Here is a 22,959-nt window from a genome sequence, read left to right as displayed (position 1 = left end):
CAGCCTCGCTTCCGCTCACACATGCATCACGCCCTGTATCGATGTTCTTTGAAACGCAGGCGTCGACGTTGCCACGCTCCCAGTTGCACCGACTAGCCGCGTTTCGCCCAGTAGACGCAATGCCGCGCCCTCGATCAATCCCGACATCAGGAGATCGCGCGCCCGGATGGCGCCGGCCTCGAGTGCCTGCTCGATTTCATCTTCGGCCAAAATTCCGACATCGCGGGTCACCAGCCGGGTACCCAGATCGCTGTCCGGCTGCAGCTCATTGGCAGGAACACGAAGGATCGCCGAATGGCCCGGCAGATCGACCGCATTGGCGATCACGGTCGCGGCAGCATCCGCCTGCGACGCGGTACGCGCCAGCACCGTGACGGCGTCCGCGATGCCGAGCGAGAAACTGCGGCCGTGGCGGCCGCTGGTCGCGATACCGCGCACCGGGGCATCAGAATCGACAACCACGGTGCGCATCACGCCGTGACGGTCCGGCCGGTCCATCAGGCCGACCGAAAAATGTTCGCCGCCGGCCAGATGCAGCGCGATATCGCCGCCATTATTGACATAGGCGCGGTCGAGCGGCGCTGTCAGCAGCATCGCGCGCAGAATCTCTTCGGCGACCGAGCCCGCGACCGCCGCCATCGGCGTGATGAAGCAGTCCGCGGCAAACGGCGCCACCGCCGCATGCATGCGCCGCGCGACTAAGCCCTGCAACGTGCAGTGCCGAGGATCGGCAGCGGTGCGCAACAAGGTCAACTCCGCACAGAGTTCATCAAGCAAGCCGGTGAAGCGCCGCGCCGCGGCTTCGTAGGCAGCACGGACATCGGCTTCCCTACCGCTGGCTTCGACAATCAAATCAATAGGGCCGTCCTGCAAATGCAGCCGCTTGCCGTCGGGAAGAAGCGCGATTTGCGGAAGACGGGTCATGCGCGCCGCCCGGGAAGATGGGGCATCGGGCGAACCTCGGCACTCTCCCGCAGTGAGGACAGCGGCCGAACATAATCCATGTGACCGCCGAGCGCGGCGTAATCGGAAAGCTTCATCGTGAACTCGATCGGCGCGACCAGCGCCGGTGTCGGCACATAGCCGAAGGCGCCGCCCGGCATCTGCGTGACGTCGACCATGTAGGTGATGCCGCCGCCCGGCCAGACATAAACCGGTGCGCCGCCGCTGGTCACCCGCGTCAGCGAATCCTTGACCGAGCGTGTCAGCCGAACCGGATTGTCGGTGACGCCGGCGCGCAGCGATCCGCCCGCGCCGCCCATGAACAGCACGGTGCACAGCGCCGGCTCGCAATTCTCCTGGATGCGCTCGACTGAAAACTTCAGGTCGGGCGGCATCTCGGCCGCGACCGGTGTCAGCGCCTCATCGAGCACGTAGTAGGAGGCGTGCTCACCTGTGGTCGAAACCATCAGCATGGTCAGTCCGGCCCGCGCTTCTTTCGGATTGAAAGGGCCAAGGATCGACAGCGGATCGGAGATATTGGTGCCGCCCCACCCCGTGCCGGGATCGGCGACCTGAAAATAGCGGCCGGGCGTCGAGCGCCGGCCCTTCATCTTGATGCCGGTATCGGCGATGTCGAGCAACTTGCCGGCCTGATGTTCGCTCAGCACGCCGGTGATGTGGTCATCGACCACCACGACCTCGTCGACCTTGCCATGCCACTGCTTGGCGAACATGCCGATGGTCGCCGAGCCGCAGCCGACCCGCATCCGCTCCTCTGCCATGCCGTTAACGATCGGCGGCTGGCCGGCTTGCACCACGACCGTGGCGCCGCCGTCGATCGTCAGCTCGACCGCCTTGCAATTGGAGAGGTCCATCAGCGTGTCGCAGGTGACGCGGCCCTCCTTCTTTGAGCCGCCGGTCAGATGATGAACGCCGCCGAGCGACAGCATCTGCGAGCCGTATTCGCTGGTCGTGACATGCCCCACCGCCTCGCCCTGCGCGCGGACGGTCGCCGTTTCAGGACCGAGATAACGATCGGTGTCGATCTTCACCTTGACGCCGCAATACGAGAAAATGCCCTCGGTCACGACGGTGATCATGTCGACGCCGTCGACTTCGGACGAAACGATGAAGGGCGCGGGCTTGTAGTCCGGATAGGTGGTGCCGGCGCCGATCGCGGTGACGAAGAGATCGGGCTGGCGGACGATCTTGCCGTCCCAATCGCCGCTCGCCTGGAACGGAACCAGCTTGCCGCCATGCTCCACCGTGCGTTCCAGCACGACATGCGGGTCGACGCGCACCAAGGTGCCGTCATGATTGGCATAGCGATCGCAAGCGCCGGCCGCGCCCGGCTTGATGTAGCACATCACCGGGCAGGCATCGCAGCGGATCTTGTCGCCGGCGGCGACGGTCATTGTGTCAGCCATGGTGACCAAGCCTGGACTTGTGACGGCGGCCGATCATACTGCGGGGCCCGCCGCCTGCCTATATCGTTCGTATACGAATGATCCTGCGCGCGGACCCGAAACCTGTCAAGCCGCCTTTGCAATCAAAAGCTGCCGCTGCCGAATAATAGTCCATTTGCCTAGCTCCCCTGTTTATAAAGCAGGCACGCGCTGCAGCGCGGCATGCCGCCGCTTGCACGTTTGTATACAAACGTTATCCTCGTCGGCGGTTTGGCGCGACGTTGCAGCGCAAACACGAGGGAGAACCAGAGCGATGCGCCTGACCGTGAACGGCAGGAACCATGATGTCGACGCTGCTTCCGACACCGCATTGCTTTACGTGCTGCGCAACGATCTCGAACTGAACGGACCGAAATATGGCTGCGGGCTCGGCGAGTGCGGTGCCTGCGCGGTGCTGATCGACGGCGTCGCCGCGCGGTCTTGCGTGATTCCCATCGAAGGCTGTGAGGGCCGCAACGTCGTGACGCTCGAGGGGCTCGGCACGCGCGAGCATCCCGATCCCGTACAGGATGCCTTCATCCGCGAGCAGGCCGCGCAGTGCGGCTACTGCCTCAACGGCATGATCATCACGACCAAGGCGCTGCTCACGCGCAACCCGCACCCGTCCGAACATGAGGTGCTGGAGGCGCTGCGCTACAATCTCTGCCGCTGCGGCGCGCATATCGAGATTGTCAGAGCCGCGATGCGTGCCGCCGGCCACGCACTCGAGGCGCGCGATTGATGAGCGGCTCGGAGCAACGCCTGCGCGGCTCGCTGTCGGTCGTCCGTCCGGCAATCCTGGGCGCGGAAGGCGCGTTCGAGACCTTCATCACCATCAGCGCCGACGGCTCGGTCAACGCCTATAACGGCCATGTCGATCTCGGCACCGGCATCCGTACCGCGCTGGGGCAGATCGTAGCCGAAGAGCTCGACGTCTCCTTTGCCCGCGTCGTCGTGGTGCTCGGCGACACCGCCGTGGTTCCTAACCAGGGCGCGACGATCGCCAGCGAAACCATCCAGATCACCGCCGTGCCCCTGCGCAAGGCCGCCGCGCAGGCGCGGCATTTCCTGGTCTCGCGCGCAGCCGAACGGCTCGAAATGCCGGTCGACGATCTCACGATCGAAGACGGCCTGATCCGCGGTCATGACAACAGCAGCGTCAGCTATGGTGAGCTGATCGCCGACGAGACCATCCGGCTCGAGCTTGCCGACGACGTTCAGGTCAAGGCCGTGAGCACCTATTCCGTCGTCGGCAAATCCGTGCCGCGCGTCGATCTGCCGGCCAAGGCCACCGGCGAACTCGTCTACGTCCACGACATCCGCGTACCCGGTATGCTGCACGGACGCGTCGTGCGTCCGCCCTATGCTGGCGTCGATGCCGGCCCGTTCGTCGGCACCAGCCTGATCGCAGTCGACGAGGCCTCGGTGCGCGACATTCCGGGCATCATCGCGGTGGTGCGGATCGGCGATTTCGTCGGCGTCGTCGCCGAGCGCGAGGAGAACGCGATCAAGGCCGCGGCGCAACTCGACGTGACCTGGAAGCCAGGGCCGGCGCTGACCGATCTCGCTGACATCGAGAAGGCCCTGCGCGCCAATCCGTCAACGCCCCGCACGCTGATTGACAAGGGCGACGTCGATGCGGCGATCAAGGCTGCCGCCAAGCCGATGCAACGGACCTATCTGTGGCCCTACCAGATGCATGGCTCGATCGGTCCATCCTGCTCGGTGGCCGATTACAGGCACGGCACGATTCGTGTCTGGTCCGGCACGCAGAACCCGCACATCCTGCGCGGCGACCTCGCGCTGCTGATCGAACGTCCCGAGACCGAGATCGACGTGATCAGGATGGAGGCCGCCGGCTGCTACGGCCGCAACTGCGCCGACGACGTTTCAGCCGATGCGCTGCTGCTGTCGCGCGCGGTCGGCCGCCCCGTGCGCGTCCAGCTCACCCGCGAGCAAGAGCACGCCTGGGAGCCGAAGGGCACCGCGCAGCTGATGGACGTCAATGGCGGGCTCAACGCGGACGGCAGCGTCGCCGGCTATGATTTTGCCACGAGCTATCCCTCGAACGGCGCGCCGACGCTGGCGCTGCTGCTCACCGGTCGGATCGCACCGACACCCACAGTATTGGAGATGGGCGATCGCACCGCGATCCCGCCCTATAACTACGACAACATGCGCGTGGTCGCGAACGACATGCCGCCGATCGTGCGCGCGTCCTGGCTCCGCGGCGTCTCGGCGCTGCCGAACACGTTTGCGCATGAATCCTATATCGACGAGCTTGCGGCCGAGGCCGAGGTCGATCCAATCGAATATCGGCTGCGTTACCTGAAGGACAAGCGCGCGATCGATCTCGTCAACGCCGTCGCCGAACGCGCCGGCTGGACGCCGCGCCCGGTGCGTGAGGCACCGGAAGCGGAGGGCGACATCGTGCGCGGCCGCGGCTTTGCTTATGCGCTCTATGTGCACAGCAAGTTTCCCGGCTATGGCGCGGCATGGTCGGCCTGGATCGCCGATGTCGCCGTCAACAAGGCGACCGGCGACGTCAGCGTAACACGTGTCGTCGCCGGCCAGGATTCCGGGCTGATGATCAATCCGGAGGGCGTGCGGCATCAGATCGAGGGCAACGTCATCCAGTCGACCAGCCGCGCGCTGATGGAAGAAGTCTCCTTCGAGCGCGGCGCAGTGACGGCGCGGGAATGGGGGGCCTACCCCATCATCAAATTCCCTGATTTGCCCAAGATCGACGTCTTGATGCTGCCGCGGCAGGATCAACCGCCACTCGGCGTCGGCGAGTCTGCCTCCGTTCCGAGCGCCGCCGCGATTGCCAATGCGATCTATGATGCGACCGGCGTGCGCTTCCGCGAATTGCCGTTCACACCGGAGCGAATCCTGAAGGGATTGCGTGGCGAGCAGCCTGCTGCGCCCGCCCCGCTCCCTCCGCCCAAGTCCGCGGCTCCGCTCGATCGGTGGCAAAATCCGTTTATCAAACGCGGCGGCATCCTCGCCGGTGTCGCCGCCCTCTGTGCCGCGGCCATCGGCATCGGTGCAGCCGTGCTACCATGGCGCGCGATCGCACCGATCGCCCGGCCCGATACGGCGGTCTATTCCGCCGCGACGATCGCCCGCGGCAAGCAGCTCGCGGCGCTCGGCGCCTGCGCGGTCTGCCATACCTCCGACCATGGCGTTGTGAACGCCGGCGGCCGGCCGCTCGAGATGCCGTTCGGCACGATCTACACCACCAACATCACGCCCGACGTCGCCACCGGCATCGGCGCCTGGTCCTACCCCGCCTTCGAGCGCGCGATGCGCGAAGGCATCCATCGCGACGGCCGGCATCTCTATCCAGCATTTCCCTACACGCATTTCGCCAAGACCGACGACGCCGACCTGCAGGCGCTCTACGCCCATCTGATGGCGCAGGCGCCGGTGCGTGCCACAACACCGCGCAACGAGTTGGCGTTCCCGTTCAACCTGCGTCCGCTGCTGGCTGGGTGGAATGCGCTGTTCCATCAGCCAAGCACATTCCAGCCCGATCCTGCGAAATCCGAGACGTGGAATCGCGGCGCCTATCTGATCGAGGGTCTCGGTCATTGCAGCGCCTGCCATTCGCCGCGCAACGCGCTCGGCGCGGAACGGCAGACCGCCTATCTCGCCGGCGGCTTTGCCGACGGCTGGGAAGCGCCGGCGCTGACGTCGCTGTCGAAGGCGCCGATCCCCTGGAGCGAGGACGAGCTTTTCGCTTACCTGCGAACCGGCGAGTCCCGCTTCCACGGCGTCGCGGCAGGCCCCATGGCGCCGGTCGTGAAGGAGCTTGCCGCGCTGCCCGACCAGGACATCCGCGCAATGGCGACCTACCTCGCCTCCTTCAACGAGCCTGCAACCGACCGGTCAGCCCGCGAGGTGCTGGCCACCGGGCTTGAGACTGGCACCGCCGTGACCACCGCGGCCTCCGCAGGTGCCCGGATCTATCAAGGCGCCTGCGCGGTCTGCCATGAGGTCGGCGGGCCGCCTCTGTTCGGCAGCCGTCCCTCGCTGGCGCTGAACAGCAATCTGCATAGCGACGTGCCGGATAATCTCATCCAGGTGATCATGCACGGCATCGCAAGGCCGGCCGCGACCGATCTCGGCTATATGCCGGCCTTCAGGGACAGCATGACCGACCGCCAAATTGCCGAGCTGGTGTCTTACCTCAGGCGGCAATTTGCCCCCGGCAAGCCTGCCTGGACCGACCTGGCTGGGACGATCGGCCGTATCCGGCAGACCATAGCGCGCTGACCTGCCATGTTCCGGCCAAAACCCACTGGGCGGGCGGCTTCCGGCGCGATAGAGTTCCGGGATGACGGTCACAGACATTGCAACCCGGACCTACAACCACGGCTGGCGGCTCGATCCGATCGTGCGCAGCCTGCTCGACACCGATTTCTATAAGCTGTTGATGCAGCGGATGATCCGGGAATGCTACCCGGACACGCGCACGACCTTTTCGGTGATCAACCGCTCCACCCATATCCGGCTGGCCGAGATCATCGACGAGGGCGAACTGCGCGCCCAGCTCGACCATGCCCGCACCATCCGCTTCACCAACAAGGAGCTGATCTGGCTCGCCGGCAACACGTTCTACGGCACGACCCAGATGTTCTCGTCCGATTTCATCACCTGGCTGTCCGACTTTCGCCTGCCCGAATACGAGCTGCACAAGGTCGACGGCCAGTATGAATTGCACTTCCACGGGCCGTGGAGCCACACCACGATGTGGGAAATCCCGGCGCTCGCGATCCTCAACGAATTGCGCTCGCGGGCGGCGACCAAGCAATATGGCCGCTTCGCGCTCGACGTGCTCTATGCCCGCGCCAAGGCCAAGCTGTGGTCCAAGGTCGAGCGGCTGCGCAAGCTGGACGGCTTGCGGCTGTCCGATTTCGGCACACGCCGCCGCCACGGCTTCCTCTGGCAGCGCTGGTGCGTCGAGGCCGTCAAGGAAGGCCTCGGCTCGTCGTTCACCGGGACGTCGAACGTGCTGCTGGCGATGGACAACGACCTCGAGGCGATCGGCACCAACGCGCATGAACTGCCGATGGTGGCCGCAGCGCTCGCCAATTCCGACGAGGAGCTGCGCTGGGCGCCCTATCAAATCCTCGACCAGTGGCGCCACACCTATGGCGGCAACCTCTTGATCGCCCTGCCCGACGCATTCGGCACAAAACCGTTCCTGCGCGACGCGCCGGACTGGGTTGCGGACTGGACCGGCTTTCGCCCCGACAGCGCGCCGCCGATCACGGCGGGCGAAGACATCATCAAATGGTGGAAGCAGAAGGGCCGCGATCCCAAGGAGAAGCTCCTGGTGTTCTCCGACGCCATGGATGTCGGCTCGATCGAGGAGACGTTCCGCCACTTCAAGGGGCGCGTCCGCGTCAGCTTCGGCTGGGGCACCAACCTCACCAACGATTTCGTCGGCTGCGCGCCCGACGGTACGGCCGATCTCGACCCGATCTCGATCGTCTGCAAGGTGACGTCGGTCGACGGCCGGCCGGCCGTGAAACTCTCCGATAATCCGGAGAAGGCCACCGGCAACCCGTCCGAGGTCGAGCGCTATTTGCGCGTGTTCGGCAATGTCGGCCGCGTTCGCACCGCAGTTCACGTCTAAACCAGCGCACGAACCACTCCCATCGATTGGCCTGACGAGTCCCGCATGCCCGCACCCAAGCCGCCTGCCTTCGAAACGCTGAGCCTGCACGCCGGCCAACGCCCCGATCCCGTGACCGGCGCACGCGCGGTTCCGATCTATCAGACCACATCCTACGTGTTCCAGAACGCCGATCACGCGGCGGCACTGTTCAACCTGGAACGCGCCGGCCACATCTACACGCGCATCTCCAATCCGACGACATCAGTATTGGAAGAGCGCATCGCCGCGCTGGAATGCGGCGTCGGCGCGATCTGCACCGCGAGCGGCATGGCCGCGCTGCATCTTGCCATCGCGACGCTGCTCAACGCCGGCGACCACATCGTCGCCTCCGCCTCGCTCTATGGCGGCACCATCAATCTTCTGGCGCACACGCTGCCGCGTTTTGGCATCACCACGACCTTCGTGAAGCCGCGCGCACTCGATGAGTTCCGCGCTGCGATCAAGCCGAACACAAAGCTCGTCATCGGCGAGACCATCGGCAATCCCGGCCTCGAAGTGCTCGATATCCCGGCTGTCGCGCAGCTTGCGCACGACGCGAAGATCCCGCTCCTGATCGACAACACCTTCGCAACGCCCTATCTCAGCCAGCCGATCGAACTCGGCGCCGACCTCGTGATGAACTCGGCGACCAAATGGATGGGCGGCCACGGCATCGCGATCGGCGGCGTCATCGTCGATGGCGGCCGGTTCGACTGGCGCGCCTCCGGCAAATTCCCGCAGCTCACCGAGCCCTATGCCGGCTATCACGGCATCGTCTTCGACGAGCAGTTCGGCAAGGCCGCCTTCATCATGCGCGCCCGCACCGAAGGCCTGCGCGACTTCGGCGCCTGCCTGTCGCCGACCAACGCCTTTCAGCTGCTGCAGGGCATCGAGACGCTCGGCATCCGCATGGACCGCCACGTCAGCAACACCCACGCCGTGCTGGACGCCCTCGCCGCGAACAAGGCGGTCGACTGGGTGCTGCATCCGTCGCTGGAGAGCCATCCGGATCACGCGCTCGCCAAGAAGTTGCTGCCGCGCGGCGCCGGCTCGATCGTCAGCTTCGGCATCAAGGGCGGCCGCGCGGCCGGCAAGAAGTTCATCGAGCAGCTGAAGCTGATCAGCCATCTTGCCAATGTCGGCGACGCCAAGACGCTGGTGATCCATCCTGCCTCTACCACCCATCAGCAGATGGACGCCGAGCAGCTCAAGACCGCCGGCATCGGCGAGGAGCTGGTGCGGCTGTCGGTCGGCATCGAGAGCGTGCAGGACATCATCGACGATCTCGGCCAGGCGCTGCGCGCCTCGCAAAGGACCTGAGCCATGCAGCTCTCAGTCAATGGGTCAGACACCTTCATCGCCACCGGCGGCAGGCCGTTCGATGCGTCGCTGCCGACCGTGGTGATGCTCCACGGCGCCGGCTTCGATTCCACGACCTGGGCGCTGCACAGCCGCTGGTTCGCCCATCACGGCTTCTCCGTGCTGGCGCCCGACCTGCCCGGCCATGGCCGCTCCTCCGGCAAACCGCTGCCGACCATCGCAGAAATGGCCGACTGGACCGCCGCGCTGATCACGGCCGCCGGCGCATCGAAAGCCCGGCTGATCGGCCACTCCATGGGCTCGCTGATCGCGCTCGAGACCTCCGCGCGCCACCCCGACAAGGTGTCCGGCCTCGCGCTGATTGGCACCGCCGCGACCATGACCGTGGGCCCCGATCTGCTCAAGGCCGCGGAAGCCAACGATCCCGCCGCGATCGACATGGTCTCGATCTGGGGCCTCGGCTTCAAGGCTGAGCTCGGCGGCAGCCTCGCGCCCGGCCTCTGGATGCACAAGGGCGCGCAGCGGGTGCTGCAGGAGGCGAAGCCGGGCGTGCTGTACAACGACCTCAACGCCTGCAACGCCTATCAGGGCGCACTGGCCGCGGCTGCTGCGGTCAAGGTGCCCGCGACCTTCATCCTCGGCGAGCGCGACATGATGACGCCAGTGAAGGCGGGCAAGGCGCTCGCCGCGGCAACGCCGAACGCCCGCACTGTGGTGCTCCCAGGCGCGGGCCACATGATGATGGTCGAGCAACCCGACGAACTGCTGGCGGCGCTGCAATAGCTCCTCTTCCCTTCTCCCCTTGTGGGAGAAGGTGGCTCGCATCGACAGATGCGAGACGGATGAGGGGTCTATCTCCGCGGATAGAGACCCCTCAGCCGGCTCCGACGCTTCCGCATTCGAAGTGCCGTTTGCCGCCACAACTGCCGGCGACGCTGGAGAACGTCCTTCGAAGGTGAGCGCCCCCAAAATATCGAAAACAACCCCATGCAAAGTAGCGGGGCGGCCGCCGGCACTCGGACAAGCCACTTGACGTGTCGGGCAACTCAGCGATATCTTCTATTATTCCGAACTCCTGCGAACGCCCCGCAGCGTACGTGTCCATCGCGATTGCGGCCGAAAATTCTCACCCACCATGCCAGTGCAAGGGCGACTTGGCGGACAAGCACTCGATCCGTATCAATGACCAATGGCGGGTCGTGTTCCGTTGGACCGACGCGGGTCCGGAGGACGTGGAGATAATCGACTATCGCTGGCTGGGGCGTGTACTCATAAATCGAGGCGGCTCGGATCACGTACGCTGGATGTCTGCTATGGCCCTGACAGGAGCGCGAAGGCGGACATTGCCGTAAGTCCGAGAGGGGCCCAAAAGCGGACTTATGATCAGGCCGCGCTGTTCAGCAATGCCGCCGCAGCTTTCTCGGCATCGTATGGAAATATCCATGCCGCCGCCGACATCCATTCTCTCATTTTCTCAGCGCGTTCAGAAGCACTTTCGCTGGCGGATCGATAGAACCTTCCGGCCAACCGAGAGGCGACTTGAACGCGGCTGGTACGCTCCAATCTCAGATTCTGGTAGGTCTCCAGTCTGGACGGAATCTCGTCACGCCTCGCCCGCTCAAGTAAAACGGCAAGCGCAAAGCCGTCCTCAATGGCTTGCCCGGCACCTTGGCCAAAATGCGGGACCATCGGATGAGCGGCGTCACCAAGAAGGGTTACGCACCCTTTGGACCAATATGGTAACGGGGGCCGGTCATAGATGCCCCAACGAAAGGTTTGATCCAGCGCTGCGATGATGTCTGGGACGGGAGCATCCCAGCCCTTGTACTCGCCTGCGAGCGCCTCGACGTCGCCCGGTCCGAACCAAGTCTCCTCCATGTCACGGGAGCTTGGTACAAACGCGACAACGTTGATCAAGCGCCCTTGGGAAACCGGGAAACAAATAAAGCTACGCCCATCTCCCATCCACATGTTCAAGCCGCGCAGTTCTGTGGCCCTACTGAGACGCGACGAGTGCACGAGGCCTCTATAGGCCACGATGCCTTCGCTGGTCGGGCTCGACGTCAGGCCTATCTCGCGCTGTACAATGGAATGGATGCCATCTGCGCCTATGACGACATCCGCATGGCAAATAGCGCCATTGGCAAAAGTCAGTCGCGCTCCAATATTCTTTTCATTGACGGAAATACATCGGTGCCCAAACCTAACCGCCTCCCTCATCACGTCGAGAAGCATATTGAGGAGGTCGAGGCGGTGAATTTGATAGCTCTGCATCGTGGAGGAGGCTGGCGGTCCCGAGACGAGCTCCCCGCGTGATGTCCGTAGCGTCAGTCCCTGGCTCGTTGTGGTGATCTTCTCGATCGCGTCGCGAAGTCCGGTGCGTTTTAGCAGGGTCGCTGCGTTTGGAGGAATGGATATTCCAGCGCCGGCTTCGCGCGGAGACTCCGCCTCCTCGAAGACCGCCACCTGCATGCCCCGCGCGCGCAATGCGAGCGCCGCGGCAAGGCCACCAATTCCCGCACCAATGATCGCAACGTTCAAGCCGTCATTCATGGCAATTGTCCGACCGTTGACCCGAGTTGAGTAAGGCTGTTGTCAGTCGCCGATGACATCATCGAGCAGTACCCATCTGGTGCCGTCAAAGCGCGCCATCCGGGCTTTTCGCCATCCAATCCGTTGGTGGGGGGTGATGTTGATCGTCACGCCAGGCAGGAACATCGACAATTGAAATTCGCTGACGTTCGTCGCCTGCTTGATCAGATTTTCGCGAGAGAGATCGTCGCCGCACTTCCTCAAAACCTCAACGATGATCTGAGCGGTCGCGTACGGGAAGACGGCGTCATCGAGGGGCTCGTTCGGCGCCCACTCCTTCATGAAGGCGCTATACGCCTTCATGCCCTCATCGGCATCCCACACCGGGTTCTCCGGCGACTTCAGCCAGAACGACGTGACCGCCCCGGTCGATGCAGAAAGCCCCGCCGGAGCCAGCACAGCCGAAATGCCGCTCACACCGGACAACAGGACATGCTGAACTTTCCACCCAAGCTCGTGCGCCTTGCGGATGGCCTGTGCTGCAAATCGCGCATTGGATGCGTGAAACAGCGTATCGGCGCCAGAGGCCTTGAGCGCCAGAATTTGTGAATCGATCGTTGGATCCGTAATGTCATAAGCAGCCTCGCTCACGATCATCGAAGCGCTTGATCCCAGTGCTGCCTTGAAGCCCTCCAGATTGCCCTTTCCGAGATCGTCATTTTGATAAATGACGGCGATTTTCGCATCAGGCTTGGTCCGCAGCAGATATTCAGCGTAGATCCGGGTCTCGACGGGCTGCGGCATCATGAACGTGGTCGTCCATGGAAGATTGTCCGGGTCGTTGAGTTTCGGGGTGCTGGCCAGAATGAGAATCTGAGGAACCTGCTTGCTGTTGAGATATTTCGCCACGGCAAGGTTGGTCGGCGTCCCAATCGAGCCGACGATTGCGAGCACACCTTCGCCTTCAACGAGCCTCCGCGTCTGCTCCACCGCCCTCGGCGGCGCAAACGCGTCGTCGAGCGATACGAGCGTCACCCGGCGACCGTTGATACCGCCTGCCGCGTTGATCATCCCGAAATAGGCCGTCTCAATTCGCCCGAAACGGCTCAGCGAAGAGATCGGCCCGCTATACGGGACCGTCTGTCCAATCTTGATCTCCGTGTCGGTGACGCCGGGGCCATATCTCTTGTCCGCCCCTGCAACCGGCGCAAGACCGACGACCGAGAGACTTAGCGCAGCAAGGATCACGGGACGGATCATGGAAGCAGGCTCCTGTGTCTCGCTTTGACGTATCACCTCTCGGGACTATTTTGCTATCCCGGGCCGCAGGATGATGCTGTACAATCCGCGCTGCGTCCCGAAACCTTCCCGAAATTTTCCGAAAGCGTCGCTACGAGGCGTCATTGGTCAAGCAGCATTCGATCATTGTCGGCAACCGGACGGTGGATCTGACCCGCGAATTGTTGGTCGACGAAGGCGGCAACGTCGTCCCATTGCGCCCACGCGCCTGGCTGGTGCTTCAACTGCTTGCGACACGGGCCGGACGGCTGGTTGGCAAGGACGAGATCCTGGACCATGTCTGGTCGGACTGTGAGGTCACAGAAGACTCGCTCGTCCAGGCTATTGGCGACATCAGGCGGGCCTTGGGAACGGCCGGCCGGACGGCTCTGAGAACCTTGCCGCGCCGCGGCTACATGCTGGCCGTGAATGGAGAGCCGACCGATGCTACGCTGCGGTCCGACATTGCTCCCTCAACACCCCCGCACATCGGCGCATTGACGGGTTCATCCGCAATGCCGCATTTGTCGATCGTCGTTCTACCGTTCGCAAATCTGAGCGGCGATCCCGAGCAGGACTATTTCGTCGATGGCGTGACCGAAAGCCTCACCACGGACCTGTCGCGCATTGCCGGCTCGTTCGTCATTGCGCGCAACACCGCGTTCACCTTCAAGGGCAAAGCCGCCGACGTCAGGCAGATCGGCCGCGAGCTGAACGTACGGTACGTGCTGGAAGGATCGGTACAGCGCGGCGGCGACCGGTTTCGCTTGAACGTTCAATTGATCGACACCGAGACCGCGACCCATCTCTGGGCGGAGCGCTTCGACAAGCCGGCAGCGGACTTGTTCGACTTGCAGGATGAGATCGTGTCTCGGCTTGCCAACACCTTGAATGCCGAACTGGTGAAAGCCGAAGCACGACGCGCCGAACGGTCATTGCGTCCCGGATTCATGGATTTGTACTTTCAGGGTAGAGCCTTCTTGAACAAAGGAGTGACACCGACATTCATGGCACAAGCGAGAGATTTCTTCGCACGTGCGATTGCTCTTGACGCCGATAATGTCGAAGCAGCCGTCGCCGCAGCCCAGATCGATGTGTCGGTGGGCTCAGCTTTCCTGACGGACAATTCCTCGGCGCACTTTGAAATCGCGGAGACCGCCTTGAACAAGGTATTGTTTCAGGCGCCCAACCATCCGAGAGCCCACATGCTGCTAGGTGCAATTCAACTTCAGACCGACCGCGCTTCCATAGGTATCGCTGAATGCCGGCGGGCGTTGCTGCTGGATCGGAATTTGGCCGACGCACATGGGTTCATCGGACTCGGGAAATATCAGATCGGGCGTGGCGAGGAAGTCGAGGGACATGTCCATGAGGCCCTGCGGCTATCCCCACGGGATACGCGCGCCTTCCTTTGGTACATGTTTGTCGGGATGGGCAAGTTGACAACCAATGCAGAGCGCGAGGCAATCGATTGGTTTCGCCGCAGCCTCGAGGCCAATCGAAATCACGCTCTTTCTCATTTTCAGTTCGCGGCCGCGCTTGCGCTGGTGGGGGACCTGCAAGAGGCGCGCTCCATTGCCGAGGCCGGATTGGCTCTTGACCATGGCTTCACTATTCGTCGCTATCGCATCAACGCCAAAGGCAACAATCCAACCTATCTCGCCAAACGCGAGTTGTTCTACGAGGGGATGCGCTTAGCCGGAGTGCCCGAGTTATAGTCCATATTGGGTCAAAGAATCCAGCATGCGCCATCATCAGCCATGTCCGTTGAGGTCACAACCGGTAAAGCTCAGGGCGAGCACAAGATTTCCGCTTCGCTTCCAAGACCTGACATTTGTGCACGTTTGTGAGTACACACCCTGGTCTAGACGGTCCACACGAATCGCGTAGCCAAAAACGCTTACGAACACGACCACGCAAGCGGTCGGAAACAATTTTCACGCGGCTGCTAGCGGCACGCGTCGGAACGGCGAAGGCCCAGTTTGGCTGACGATGCCGCTCGCAAGCCTTCGCCTTGATAAATCTACTTTTGTTGCACCTCAGATGAACTCTTTTGCACATCCATTCTTTTAGTCGCTTTCAAACGTAGAACGCTCCCCGGAAAGAAATTGCACGCCACACCTCTACCTCCCCTCGGGAGCTGGCAAGCCCCCTCTCCCACAAGGGGAAAGGGTCAGGAGAGTTCGCGGATCGCACCGCGCTCACTGCTTCGCAGGCTTGCGCTCGATCGGGTGGATGTCGATCGCGCGCAGGCGGCCGAGGCGGAGCACGTCCATCGACAAGGTGCGGTCGATGCGGTCACGGTCGAGCGCGCGGATCAGATCGTCGACGCCGTTGACCTCGACACCGTCGAGCCTGATCACGACGTCGCCGGGCAGCAGCGCGGCCTTCGCGGCCGGACTGTCCGGCTCGATCTGCGCCAGCAGCGCACCCATCCGGTTCTCGACGCCGGCCAGCACCGCATGCCGCCGCGGGATCGGCGCGGTCTGGCCGGCGACGCCGATATAGGCGCGGCGGACACAGCCATGGCGGATGATCTCCGACAGCACGAACTGCGCGGTGTTGCTGGCGACCGCAAAGCAGATGCCCTGTGCGCCGCTGATGATCGCGGTGTTGATGCCGATCACCTCCGCGTTCGACGATACCAGCGCTCCGCCGGAATTGCCGGGGTTGAGCGCGGCATCGGTCTGGATCACGTCCTCGATGGTCCTTCCGCTGACCGAACGGATCGAGCGGCCCAGCGCCGAGACCACGCCGGCGGTGACCGTCGATTCAAAGCCGAGCGGATTGCCGATCGCGACCACGAGCTGGCCACGCCGCAAGCTCTTGGAATTGCCGAGCGAGGCATAAGGCAGATCGCGCGCGCCATCGGCCCGCAGCAATGCGAGGTCGGTGTCAGGATCGACGCCGAGCACATGCGCATCGGTGTCGAACCCTTCGGTGTCGCGCAGCCGGATCTCTTTCGACGATCCGACCACATGGCTGTTGGTCAGCACGAGCCCGTCGGGCGAGATCACGATGCCCGAGCCCATGCCGCCGCGCTCGCGCGCATTGCGGACCTTCGGCCCGGTCTCGACGCGGACGACGGCGGGGCCGACGCGTTCGGTCACGTCGATCACGGCATTGGAATAGGCGTCCAGCAAAATCCGGTCGTGATCCCGGGCAGCGTCAGCCGTTCGCAGTGACGGCCTGTCACCGGCGGTATCTGAGGTAAAATCCAGCATGGCGAGGTTCCTTCGGTCTTACCAAATGGTGACCGGCTCCCGCCGCCGCAAGTGGGAACGCCCAGGGCGCAGGGCTGCCCTACTAGAGCCCCGTTCCGATGGAATCGGAACGGGGCTCTAGATTCTTGTTTTGACGCGTTTTCTTTGCGCGAACCGGTATCCACTTCGCTCGAAAACGCTCTACGGCGCCCGCCTCAGCGCGCCGCCGCGCGCCTTGACCGGATCGAGCAGCGACCAGTCGCCGTCTTCCAGCACATAGCCCTTTGGGAATGGCGCGCGCAGCTCAAGCCCGAGCGAGCGCAGCACGCGGTCGTCGCGGTAATAGCACTGCAGCACCACGCGGACGAGCGTCGCCGCAGCGCCTCCGCCGCTGGCGCGGAATTCCTTCGCCACCGCGTCACGCCTGGCATTGTCGAGCGCGGCGAGCGGCTTGCCCGCCAGCTTCGCCAGATGATCGAGCGCCTTCGCGACCAGCGCGGCATCGCGGCCGAGTGTCGACAGTATGTCGGCCTGGATCGTGGGATCATCCGCACCCGGCACTTTGTATTCGTCGCTGGCGGGAACGATCATCGCGGCGATGGTGCGGAGATCGTCGCGTTGGGCAGAGGTCAGTTCGTTGCTATCGGACATGTCGAGTTCTCTGGCGGTCTCAATCGAACAAATTGGCGAGGCGCTGCTTCATCTGGTCGGCGATGTAGAGCGCAAGGGCCTGGATGGTTGAGGTCGGGTTGACGCCGCCCGAGGTGACGAAGATGCTGCCGTCGACGATGAAGAGGTTCTTCACGTCGTGCGAGCGGCCCCATTCGTTGACCACGGAGCGCTCGGGATCGGTGCCCATGCGCGCGGTGCCGAGCAGATGCCAGCCGCCCCAGGGGATCGGCGCATTGATGCAGATGTCGGTCGCGCCGGCGGCCTCGAGAACCTCGCGCCCGCGTGCCAGGCCGTGCTCCATCATCTTCCGGCTGTTCTCGCTGATCGTGTAGTCGATCTTCGGCGCGGGAATGCCGTGACTGTCCTTCAGGACGGAATCGAGCGTCACGCGGTTGTGCTCCTCCGGCAGATCCTCGCAGATCGCGGAAAATCCGAGCCTGTGACCATTGAGCTTGCGGAACACGCGGTGATGATCCGCGCCCCACGGCAAAATGCCCTTCTGCTCGCTCGAGACGGCCTCGAACACCGGCCCCGCGCCGCGGACGAACTGGACACCGTAGCCGCGCACAAAGCCGCGCGAGAGGTCCGTGTCGTACCACTCCTTGCTCCACAGGCAGGTCGGCGGCGCCCGGTTCGAATCGGTCGGCTCCTCGACATAGCCGTAGATCTGCGCATAGGGGTGGAACATCAGGTTCTTGCCGACCAGCCCGGATGAATTGGCAAGTCCGTTCGGAAATTTTCCGGACGCTGAGTTGAGCAGCAGCCGCGGCGTGCCCACGCCGTTGCAGGCGATGATGACGACTTCCGCCGGCTGGAACTGCTCGACACCGTCCTTGTCGTAATAGACGACGCCGGAGGCCATGCCCTCCTCGTTGGTCAGGATCTCGCGCACCCGGCAATGCGTCTTGAGCTCGACGCCGGCGCGGATCGCGTGCGGCCAATAGGTGATGTCGGTCGATGATTTCGCGCCTTGCGCGCAGGCCGGCGTGCAATGGCCGAGATTGATGCAGCGCGCCCTGCCCTCGTAATCCGTCGTCGCGACCGTGGTGTCGGACGGCCACCAGTGCCAGCCGAGCTTGTTCATGGCCTTTGCCACGATCGGGCTCGACAACCCGAGCGGCTGCGGCGGCATCGGCGGGTGTGTCAGCGGTGACAGCGGGTCGCCTGACAGGCCCGAGACGCCCATCATGCGGTCGTTCTCTTCGAAGAACGGGGTCAACGCGTCGTAGTCGATCGGCCAGTCGTCGGCGACACCGTCGAGCGTCCTCACCTTGAAGTCGGACGGATGTAGCCGCGGCCAATGCGCGGTGTACATCACGGTCGAGCCGCCGACGGCGTTGAAATTCACCACCTTGATCGGCGAGTTCTCTTCGTTGATCGGATAGTCCTCCGGCCGTTTGCGGATGTTCGGGCTCGACGACCACTCGCCGTAGAACTTCGCCTCCCAATCGCGGCCCGTGCTCGGATATTCCGAAGGCTTCATCCAGCCGCCCTGATCGAGGCAGAGGATGTGCATCTTGGTGTCGGCGAGACTCCAGGCCACCGCGGCACCGGAGGCGCCAGCGCCGATGATCAGGACGTCAACGGGATCGTTCTTCATTATTATTTCCTGGAGTTTCTTCCCCGTCATTCCGGGATGGTCCGAAGGACCAGACCCGGAATCTCGAGATTCCGGGTTCGATGCTTCGCATCGCCCCGGAATGACAAACACAAGCTCAACTGACGATTCTCACCGGCAAGCTTCGTATACCGCGGATGAAATTGGAATAGAGCCTTTGGGGAGGGCCTATGACCGCAAAGCACAGGTCGCATTGCACCGCAGTCATGGCTTGGGCGAGAGCACCAGGTTGACGCGGCGGACCTCGTCGGTATCAGGCGCACGCGGCGGCTTGCCTTGCTCGACCACCTGCAATTGCACCCGCAAGCGCCGGTCAACCAGAGCCGCCTGCGGCACCGCGATGGTCGCGGTGCTGCCCTTGTCCTGGCCCGGCAGGGCATAGGGCACGATCGCGCCGAGCGCCTCGCCCTGCGCGGTCGTTACGACGATCCGGGCACTCGGCGGCAGCGGGCCGGTCGTGATCTGCAGCTCGATCGTCTCGCCGCCGGCCAGCTCGCGCGGGGCCATCAGTTCGAACGATTTCACCGGCTGCGCCGCGACCATGTTGACCCACGACCCGTTCAAGCCTGCGAGCAGCAGTGCGATGGACAGAATGCGTTTCATTTGGGGGTTAGTCTGTCCTCACCTTGATGCTGCTGACAAGGGGCGCCGTCGGCGCGGCGCCCGCGGCCAGGGTTGGCCGCGCCGAATTGCCGATCGGCACCACGCGGATGTCGAGCGGCACCTCGCCGGTGCCCCCTGCAGGTGCGAGATTGTTCGGCAGTGGCACGGTGAAGGTCACCGGCCCATGATGCGGATGGCCGAAGATCGTGATCGCACCGGCCGCAACCGGCGCCGCGCCTGGAGTCGGCGACACCAGCACGCGGAAGCGGCGGCCGAGATCCTCGTGGGTCAAATTGAGGGTGATTTCCGCGACCCGCGGTCCGGCGTCGGCACGGGACGCCTGCAACGCGGACGCCGGCACCCGCACGGTGCCGCCAGCGGCCCTGGCCAGGCCAATTCGCTCCGATACGACGGCGCCGCTGAACACCTGCGGCGTGCTCGCGACCGCCGGCCCCGCCACCGGGACCTGGTCCTCGCCCGACCCCGGCGAGTAATCGTAACCGAACACGCTTGTCGACGCGTAGCTGCCGGCCTTGGTCTGCGTCACCGGCTGGCTCTGTGAATTGGAGAAGAACCTGAACTCTTCGTTCGACCAGGCGTCGAGATCGGGCCCCTGGGGCAGCGTCGGGCGCCCGAGCGCGGTCTGCCGCCGGGTCCAGACATCCCAGAGCCGGTCGAGATTGCCGTGATGCAGGAAGAAGATCGGATCGACCGGCGAAAAGAACTGCACCATGAAGGCGCCGCCGCCCCCGCCCATCGCGCCATGGACGTTGTCATGCGGCTGGCTTTCGAGGATGCCCTTGGTGCTGCCGTCGCTGTGATTGGAGGCCTTCGCACTGGCGAAGCCGGCCGGATCGTTGGGTCCGCCGCCGCCCGCGAACAATGTCGTGCGTAACGACTGGCGGATCGTCGGCAGCGACACCGCGACCTTGGTATCGGAATCGAGGTCCGGATTGGTCGCCGTCAACCCGCGTGCATTGGGCTGATCGAAGAACGCCTGCTGCAGCGAGTTCATGAAATCGCCTGCGGTCGCGATGCCGCGATCGTTGAGGACACTGAGCTGGTCCTGCGAGAACGCCCCATACAAATCGGTCACGACCGGCTGGAACTGGGTGCTGAACTCGTCGAAGGTCGGAATGAACCCGGCGTTGTTCGGATCGAGCACGCCATCGAACATCGCCTGCGGCACGCTCGGCGTCTTGGTCCAGTCCCAATAGGGCAGCGCGAAATCGGGATCGCCGCTGAGATCGCGCAACGTCGTCTCGAGCCAGCCGAGATAGGCACGATGCCAGCCCAGAAACCACCAATTGCCGTGCGGGCAATCGAACAGGTGCACCATCGCGTTGCGATACCAGTTGCGCGGATCGGTCGGCGGCAGCGCCAGCATCTTGCCGATGCCGGCCTTGTAGCTGTCAAGCACCCGTGGCGGCATCGCCGGATCGGTGAGCTCCCAGCGGCGGAACCGTGCGGCCTGTGCCTGCGCGCCCGATGGCAGCGCCACGGTGGCGGCGAGTGCCGCACCGGCGCCAAGCAGACGGCGGCGCGTGAGGGATGAAACATCTGTCAGCGTCATGGAATGCTCCTGTTGCAATCACCCAAAAATCACGCGTGAGCGCTCCCCCCGCGGAGCGCCCGTCCAATTTCATCTGCCCCCGTTTGCTAAGCCCGGCGCCCTGCCGGTTCCGGCAGATGTCACGTCTCGAAGTGTCGGCGCTGAAAACCGATCGAAAATATCATAAGTTGATAACATGGCGATGATACACCCTTGCGGGATATCGGGCAAGCAAGCGCAGGGCGCGACATCTGCGCACGGAGCGAAACGCGCGTGGTCGTCGCCTGGAATGCCACTGATGCGCTGACGCACCCGCAAATCCCGATACCAGCTCCGCTTTCCGACGTTTGTCGGCAGCGGTGAGACCGGCTAGCCTCGTCGGCAATCAGCAGACCGGGGAGCAATGTCAGGTGGCCGCGCCGCGCCAGGAACAGATTTCGCCGGAGACGGCCGCACTGGATTACGACGTCATCATCATCGGCGCCGGCCTGTCGGGCATGTACCAACTCTACCGGCTGCGCGAACTTGGCCTCACCGTGCGCGTGTTCGAGACCGGCACCGACGTCGGCGGCACCTGGTACTGGAACCGCTATCCCGGCGCGCGCTTCGATTCCGAGAGCTACTCCTACGGCTATTCGTTCTCGAAGGAGCTGTTGCAGGAATGGGAATGGTCCGAGCATTTCGCCGGTCAGCTGGAGACGCTGCGCTATTGTGGTTACGTCGCCGACAAGTTCGATCTGCGCCGTGACATCCAGTTCGAGTGCCGCGTCGCCAGTGCGATCTATCAGGACGACACGCGAAGCTGGGCAATCACGCTTGCGAGCGGTGCGCGCGCGACCTGCCGCTTCCTGATCACCGCGATCGGCCCGCTGTCAACGCCGACGCTGCCGCGGATCGAGGGCCGCGACAGTTTTCGCGGCCAGTCCTTCCACACTGCGCGCTGGCCGAAGCAACCGGTGGATTTCGCGGGCAAGCGCGTCGCCGTGATCGGCACTGGCGCCACCGGCATCCAGACCATCCAGACCATCGCAGGCGAAGTCGAGCACCTCACCATATTCCAGCGCACCGCCAACTGGGCCGCGCCGCTGCATAACGGCAGGATCGACTCGGAGACGCAGGCCGCGATCAAGGCCGGCTATCCCGAGATGTTCCGCCGCTGCCAGGAAACGTTTGCCTGCTTCGTCCATACGCCTGATCCGCGCGGCGCGTTCGAGGTTTCCGACGAGGAGCGCGAGGCGTTCTACGAAAAACTTTATGGCGAGCGCGGCTTCGGTATCTGGCAGGGCAACTTCCGCGACATCCTGATCGACCGCGAAGCGAATGCGACGATCAGCGATTTCGTGGCGCGCAAGATCCGCCAGCGCGTCAAGGACCCGGCGGTGGCCGAGATGTTGATCCCGAAGAACCACGGCTTTGGCACGCGTCGGCTGCCGCTCGAAACCTTCTATTACGAGGTCTACAACCGCGACAATGTCGGTTTGGTCGACCTTAACGAGACGCCGATCGAGCGGATCACACCCGAGGGCATCAGGACCAGCGACAAGGACTATCCGTTCGACATCATCATCTACGCCACCGGCTTCGACGCCATCACCGGCAGTTTCGACAGAATCGATTTTCGTGGCAGCAACGGTACGCTTTTGAAGGAGAAGTGGCAGCACGGTCCCGAAACCTATCTCGGGCTGATGGTCGACGGCTTCCCCAACATGATGATGCTGATGGGCCCGCACACTGCGCTCGGCAACATCCCGCGCAGCATCGAATACAGCGTCGACTGGGTCACCGGCCTGCTGCGATTTGCGCAAGCAAAGGGATTGACCTTGCTCGACGCGACACCGGAGGGCACCGCCGGCTGGACCGATCATGTCAAGGCGCTCGGCGTCGGCCTGCTGTCCAACGAGGTCAACTCCTGGATGACCGGCATCAACACCAACGTCGAGGGCAAGCAAAGGCGCATCGTCGCCCGCTACAGCGGCAGCGCGCCAGCGTATCGTGCAAAATGCGACGAGGTCGCGGCGAAGGGGTATGATGAATTAAGGTTGGGGTAGCGCCGTATTGAAGCGAAGCGCCAGCCACATCCACCGTGTCGTCCCGGCGAAAGCCGGGACGACACGGAGTCTGTTGTGCCG

The 22,959-nt window shown here is 63.9% G+C and carries 16 protein-coding genes and 1 pseudogene; 8 read left to right on the top strand and 9 right to left on the bottom strand.

Annotation, left to right across the window (positions count from 1 at the left end; translation table 11 throughout):
• Positions 1 to 15: 15 nt before the first annotated feature.
• The gene (locus tag UP09_RS12270) at positions 16 to 924 is read right to left on the bottom strand and encodes a UPF0280 family protein (RefSeq protein ID WP_052833072.1); all 909 of its coding nucleotides are present in this window, start codon (positions 922 to 924) and stop codon (positions 16 to 18) included.
• Entirely contained in the window at positions 921 to 2,369 is a 1,449-nt protein-coding gene (locus tag UP09_RS12265; RefSeq protein WP_044538417.1) for a hypothetical protein, read from the bottom strand. Before UP09_RS12265 ends, UP09_RS12270 begins: the two co-directional genes overlap by 4 nt.
• A 292-nt stretch (positions 2,370 to 2,661) precedes the next feature.
• On the opposite strand from UP09_RS12265, the gene UP09_RS12260 reads away from it, so the two are divergent.
• The 6 genes and pseudogenes from UP09_RS12260 to UP09_RS38490 all read left to right on the top strand — a co-directional run.
• Positions 2,662 to 3,129, top strand: coding sequence for a (2Fe-2S)-binding protein (locus UP09_RS12260; protein ID WP_044538416.1), 468 nt, complete (start codon positions 2,662 to 2,664; stop codon positions 3,127 to 3,129).
• Entirely contained in the window at positions 3,129 to 6,665 is a 3,537-nt protein-coding gene (locus UP09_RS12255) for a molybdopterin cofactor-binding domain-containing protein (protein ID WP_044538415.1), read from the top strand. Before UP09_RS12260 ends, UP09_RS12255 begins: the two co-directional genes overlap by 1 nt.
• Positions 6,666 to 6,726: 61 nt before the next feature.
• Positions 6,727 to 8,031, top strand: coding sequence for a nicotinate phosphoribosyltransferase (gene pncB / locus UP09_RS12250; RefSeq protein WP_044538414.1), 1,305 nt, complete (start codon positions 6,727 to 6,729; stop codon positions 8,029 to 8,031).
• 45 nt (positions 8,032 to 8,076) lie between these two features.
• Positions 8,077 to 9,372 carry an O-acetylhomoserine aminocarboxypropyltransferase gene (locus UP09_RS12245; protein WP_044538413.1) on the top strand — a complete coding sequence of 432 codons (1,296 nt, stop codon included), beginning with the start codon at positions 8,077 to 8,079 and terminating at the stop codon, positions 9,370 to 9,372.
• Between the two features lie 3 nt (positions 9,373 to 9,375).
• Positions 9,376 to 10,155 carry an alpha/beta fold hydrolase gene (locus UP09_RS12240; RefSeq protein WP_044538412.1) on the top strand — a complete coding sequence of 260 codons (780 nt, stop codon included), beginning with the start codon at positions 9,376 to 9,378 and terminating at the stop codon, positions 10,153 to 10,155.
• 362 nt (positions 10,156 to 10,517) lie between these two features.
• A pseudogene (locus UP09_RS38490) lies at positions 10,518 to 10,622 on the top strand (type II toxin-antitoxin system RelE/ParE family toxin); the annotation flags it as partial.
• A gap of 133 nt (positions 10,623 to 10,755) precedes the next feature.
• Here the strand turns inward: UP09_RS38490 and UP09_RS12235 are convergent.
• Together UP09_RS12235 and UP09_RS12230 are read right to left on the bottom strand one after the other, a co-directional pair.
• Complete coding sequence (locus UP09_RS12235; protein WP_052833071.1) at positions 10,756 to 11,925, bottom strand: FAD-dependent monooxygenase; 1,170 nt, start codon at positions 11,923 to 11,925, stop codon at positions 10,756 to 10,758.
• 42 nt (positions 11,926 to 11,967) lie between these two features.
• Positions 11,968 to 13,164, bottom strand: a complete 1,197-nt coding sequence (locus UP09_RS12230) for an ABC transporter substrate-binding protein (protein WP_044538411.1) — start codon at positions 13,162 to 13,164, stop codon at positions 11,968 to 11,970.
• Positions 13,165 to 13,307: 143 nt separating this feature from the next.
• On the opposite strand from UP09_RS12230, the gene UP09_RS12225 reads away from it, so the two are divergent.
• Positions 13,308 to 14,900 (top strand): winged helix-turn-helix domain-containing protein, encoded by a 1,593-nt coding sequence (locus UP09_RS12225; protein ID WP_156164568.1) that lies wholly within the window; start codon positions 13,308 to 13,310, stop codon positions 14,898 to 14,900.
• Positions 14,901 to 15,383: 483 nt separating this feature from the next.
• On the opposite strand, the gene UP09_RS12220 is transcribed toward UP09_RS12225, so the two are convergent.
• The 5 genes from UP09_RS12220 to UP09_RS12200 all read right to left on the bottom strand — a co-directional run bounded on the left by UP09_RS12220 (position 15,384) and on the right by UP09_RS12200 (position 20,851).
• Positions 15,384 to 16,406: a S1C family serine protease gene (locus UP09_RS12220; protein ID WP_044538410.1), complete on the bottom strand. Its 1,023-nt coding sequence runs from the start codon at positions 16,404 to 16,406 to the stop codon at positions 15,384 to 15,386.
• 180 nt (positions 16,407 to 16,586) lie between these two features.
• A complete protein-coding gene (locus UP09_RS12215; RefSeq protein ID WP_044538409.1) occupies positions 16,587 to 17,036 on the bottom strand; it encodes a hypothetical protein in 450 nt (149 codons plus the stop codon).
• A 19-nt stretch (positions 17,037 to 17,055) separates the two neighbouring features.
• Positions 17,056 to 18,657, bottom strand: coding sequence for a GMC family oxidoreductase (locus UP09_RS12210; protein WP_044538408.1), 1,602 nt, complete (start codon positions 18,655 to 18,657; stop codon positions 17,056 to 17,058).
• Between the two features lie 222 nt (positions 18,658 to 18,879).
• Positions 18,880 to 19,278 (bottom strand): hypothetical protein, encoded by a 399-nt coding sequence (locus UP09_RS36315; RefSeq protein WP_052833070.1) that lies wholly within the window; start codon positions 19,276 to 19,278, stop codon positions 18,880 to 18,882.
• 7 nt (positions 19,279 to 19,285) lie between these two features.
• The gene (locus tag UP09_RS12200; protein WP_044538406.1) at positions 19,286 to 20,851 is read right to left on the bottom strand and encodes a tyrosinase family protein; all 1,566 of its coding nucleotides are present in this window, start codon (positions 20,849 to 20,851) and stop codon (positions 19,286 to 19,288) included.
• Between the two features lie 389 nt (positions 20,852 to 21,240).
• Here UP09_RS12200 and UP09_RS12195 point away from each other — a divergent pair, with 389 nt between their 5' ends.
• Positions 21,241 to 22,878: a flavin-containing monooxygenase gene (locus UP09_RS12195; protein WP_044538405.1), complete on the top strand. Its 1,638-nt coding sequence runs from the start codon at positions 21,241 to 21,243 to the stop codon at positions 22,876 to 22,878.
• Positions 22,879 to 22,959 lie beyond the last annotated feature (81 nt).

It is taken from the genome of Bradyrhizobium sp. LTSP885 (genome assembly GCF_000938305.1).
Lineage (GTDB): Bacteria > Pseudomonadota > Alphaproteobacteria > Rhizobiales > Xanthobacteraceae > Bradyrhizobium.
The sequence above is the reverse complement of the archived record's forward strand: the minus strand, read 5'-3'. Positions and strand labels throughout refer to the sequence as shown.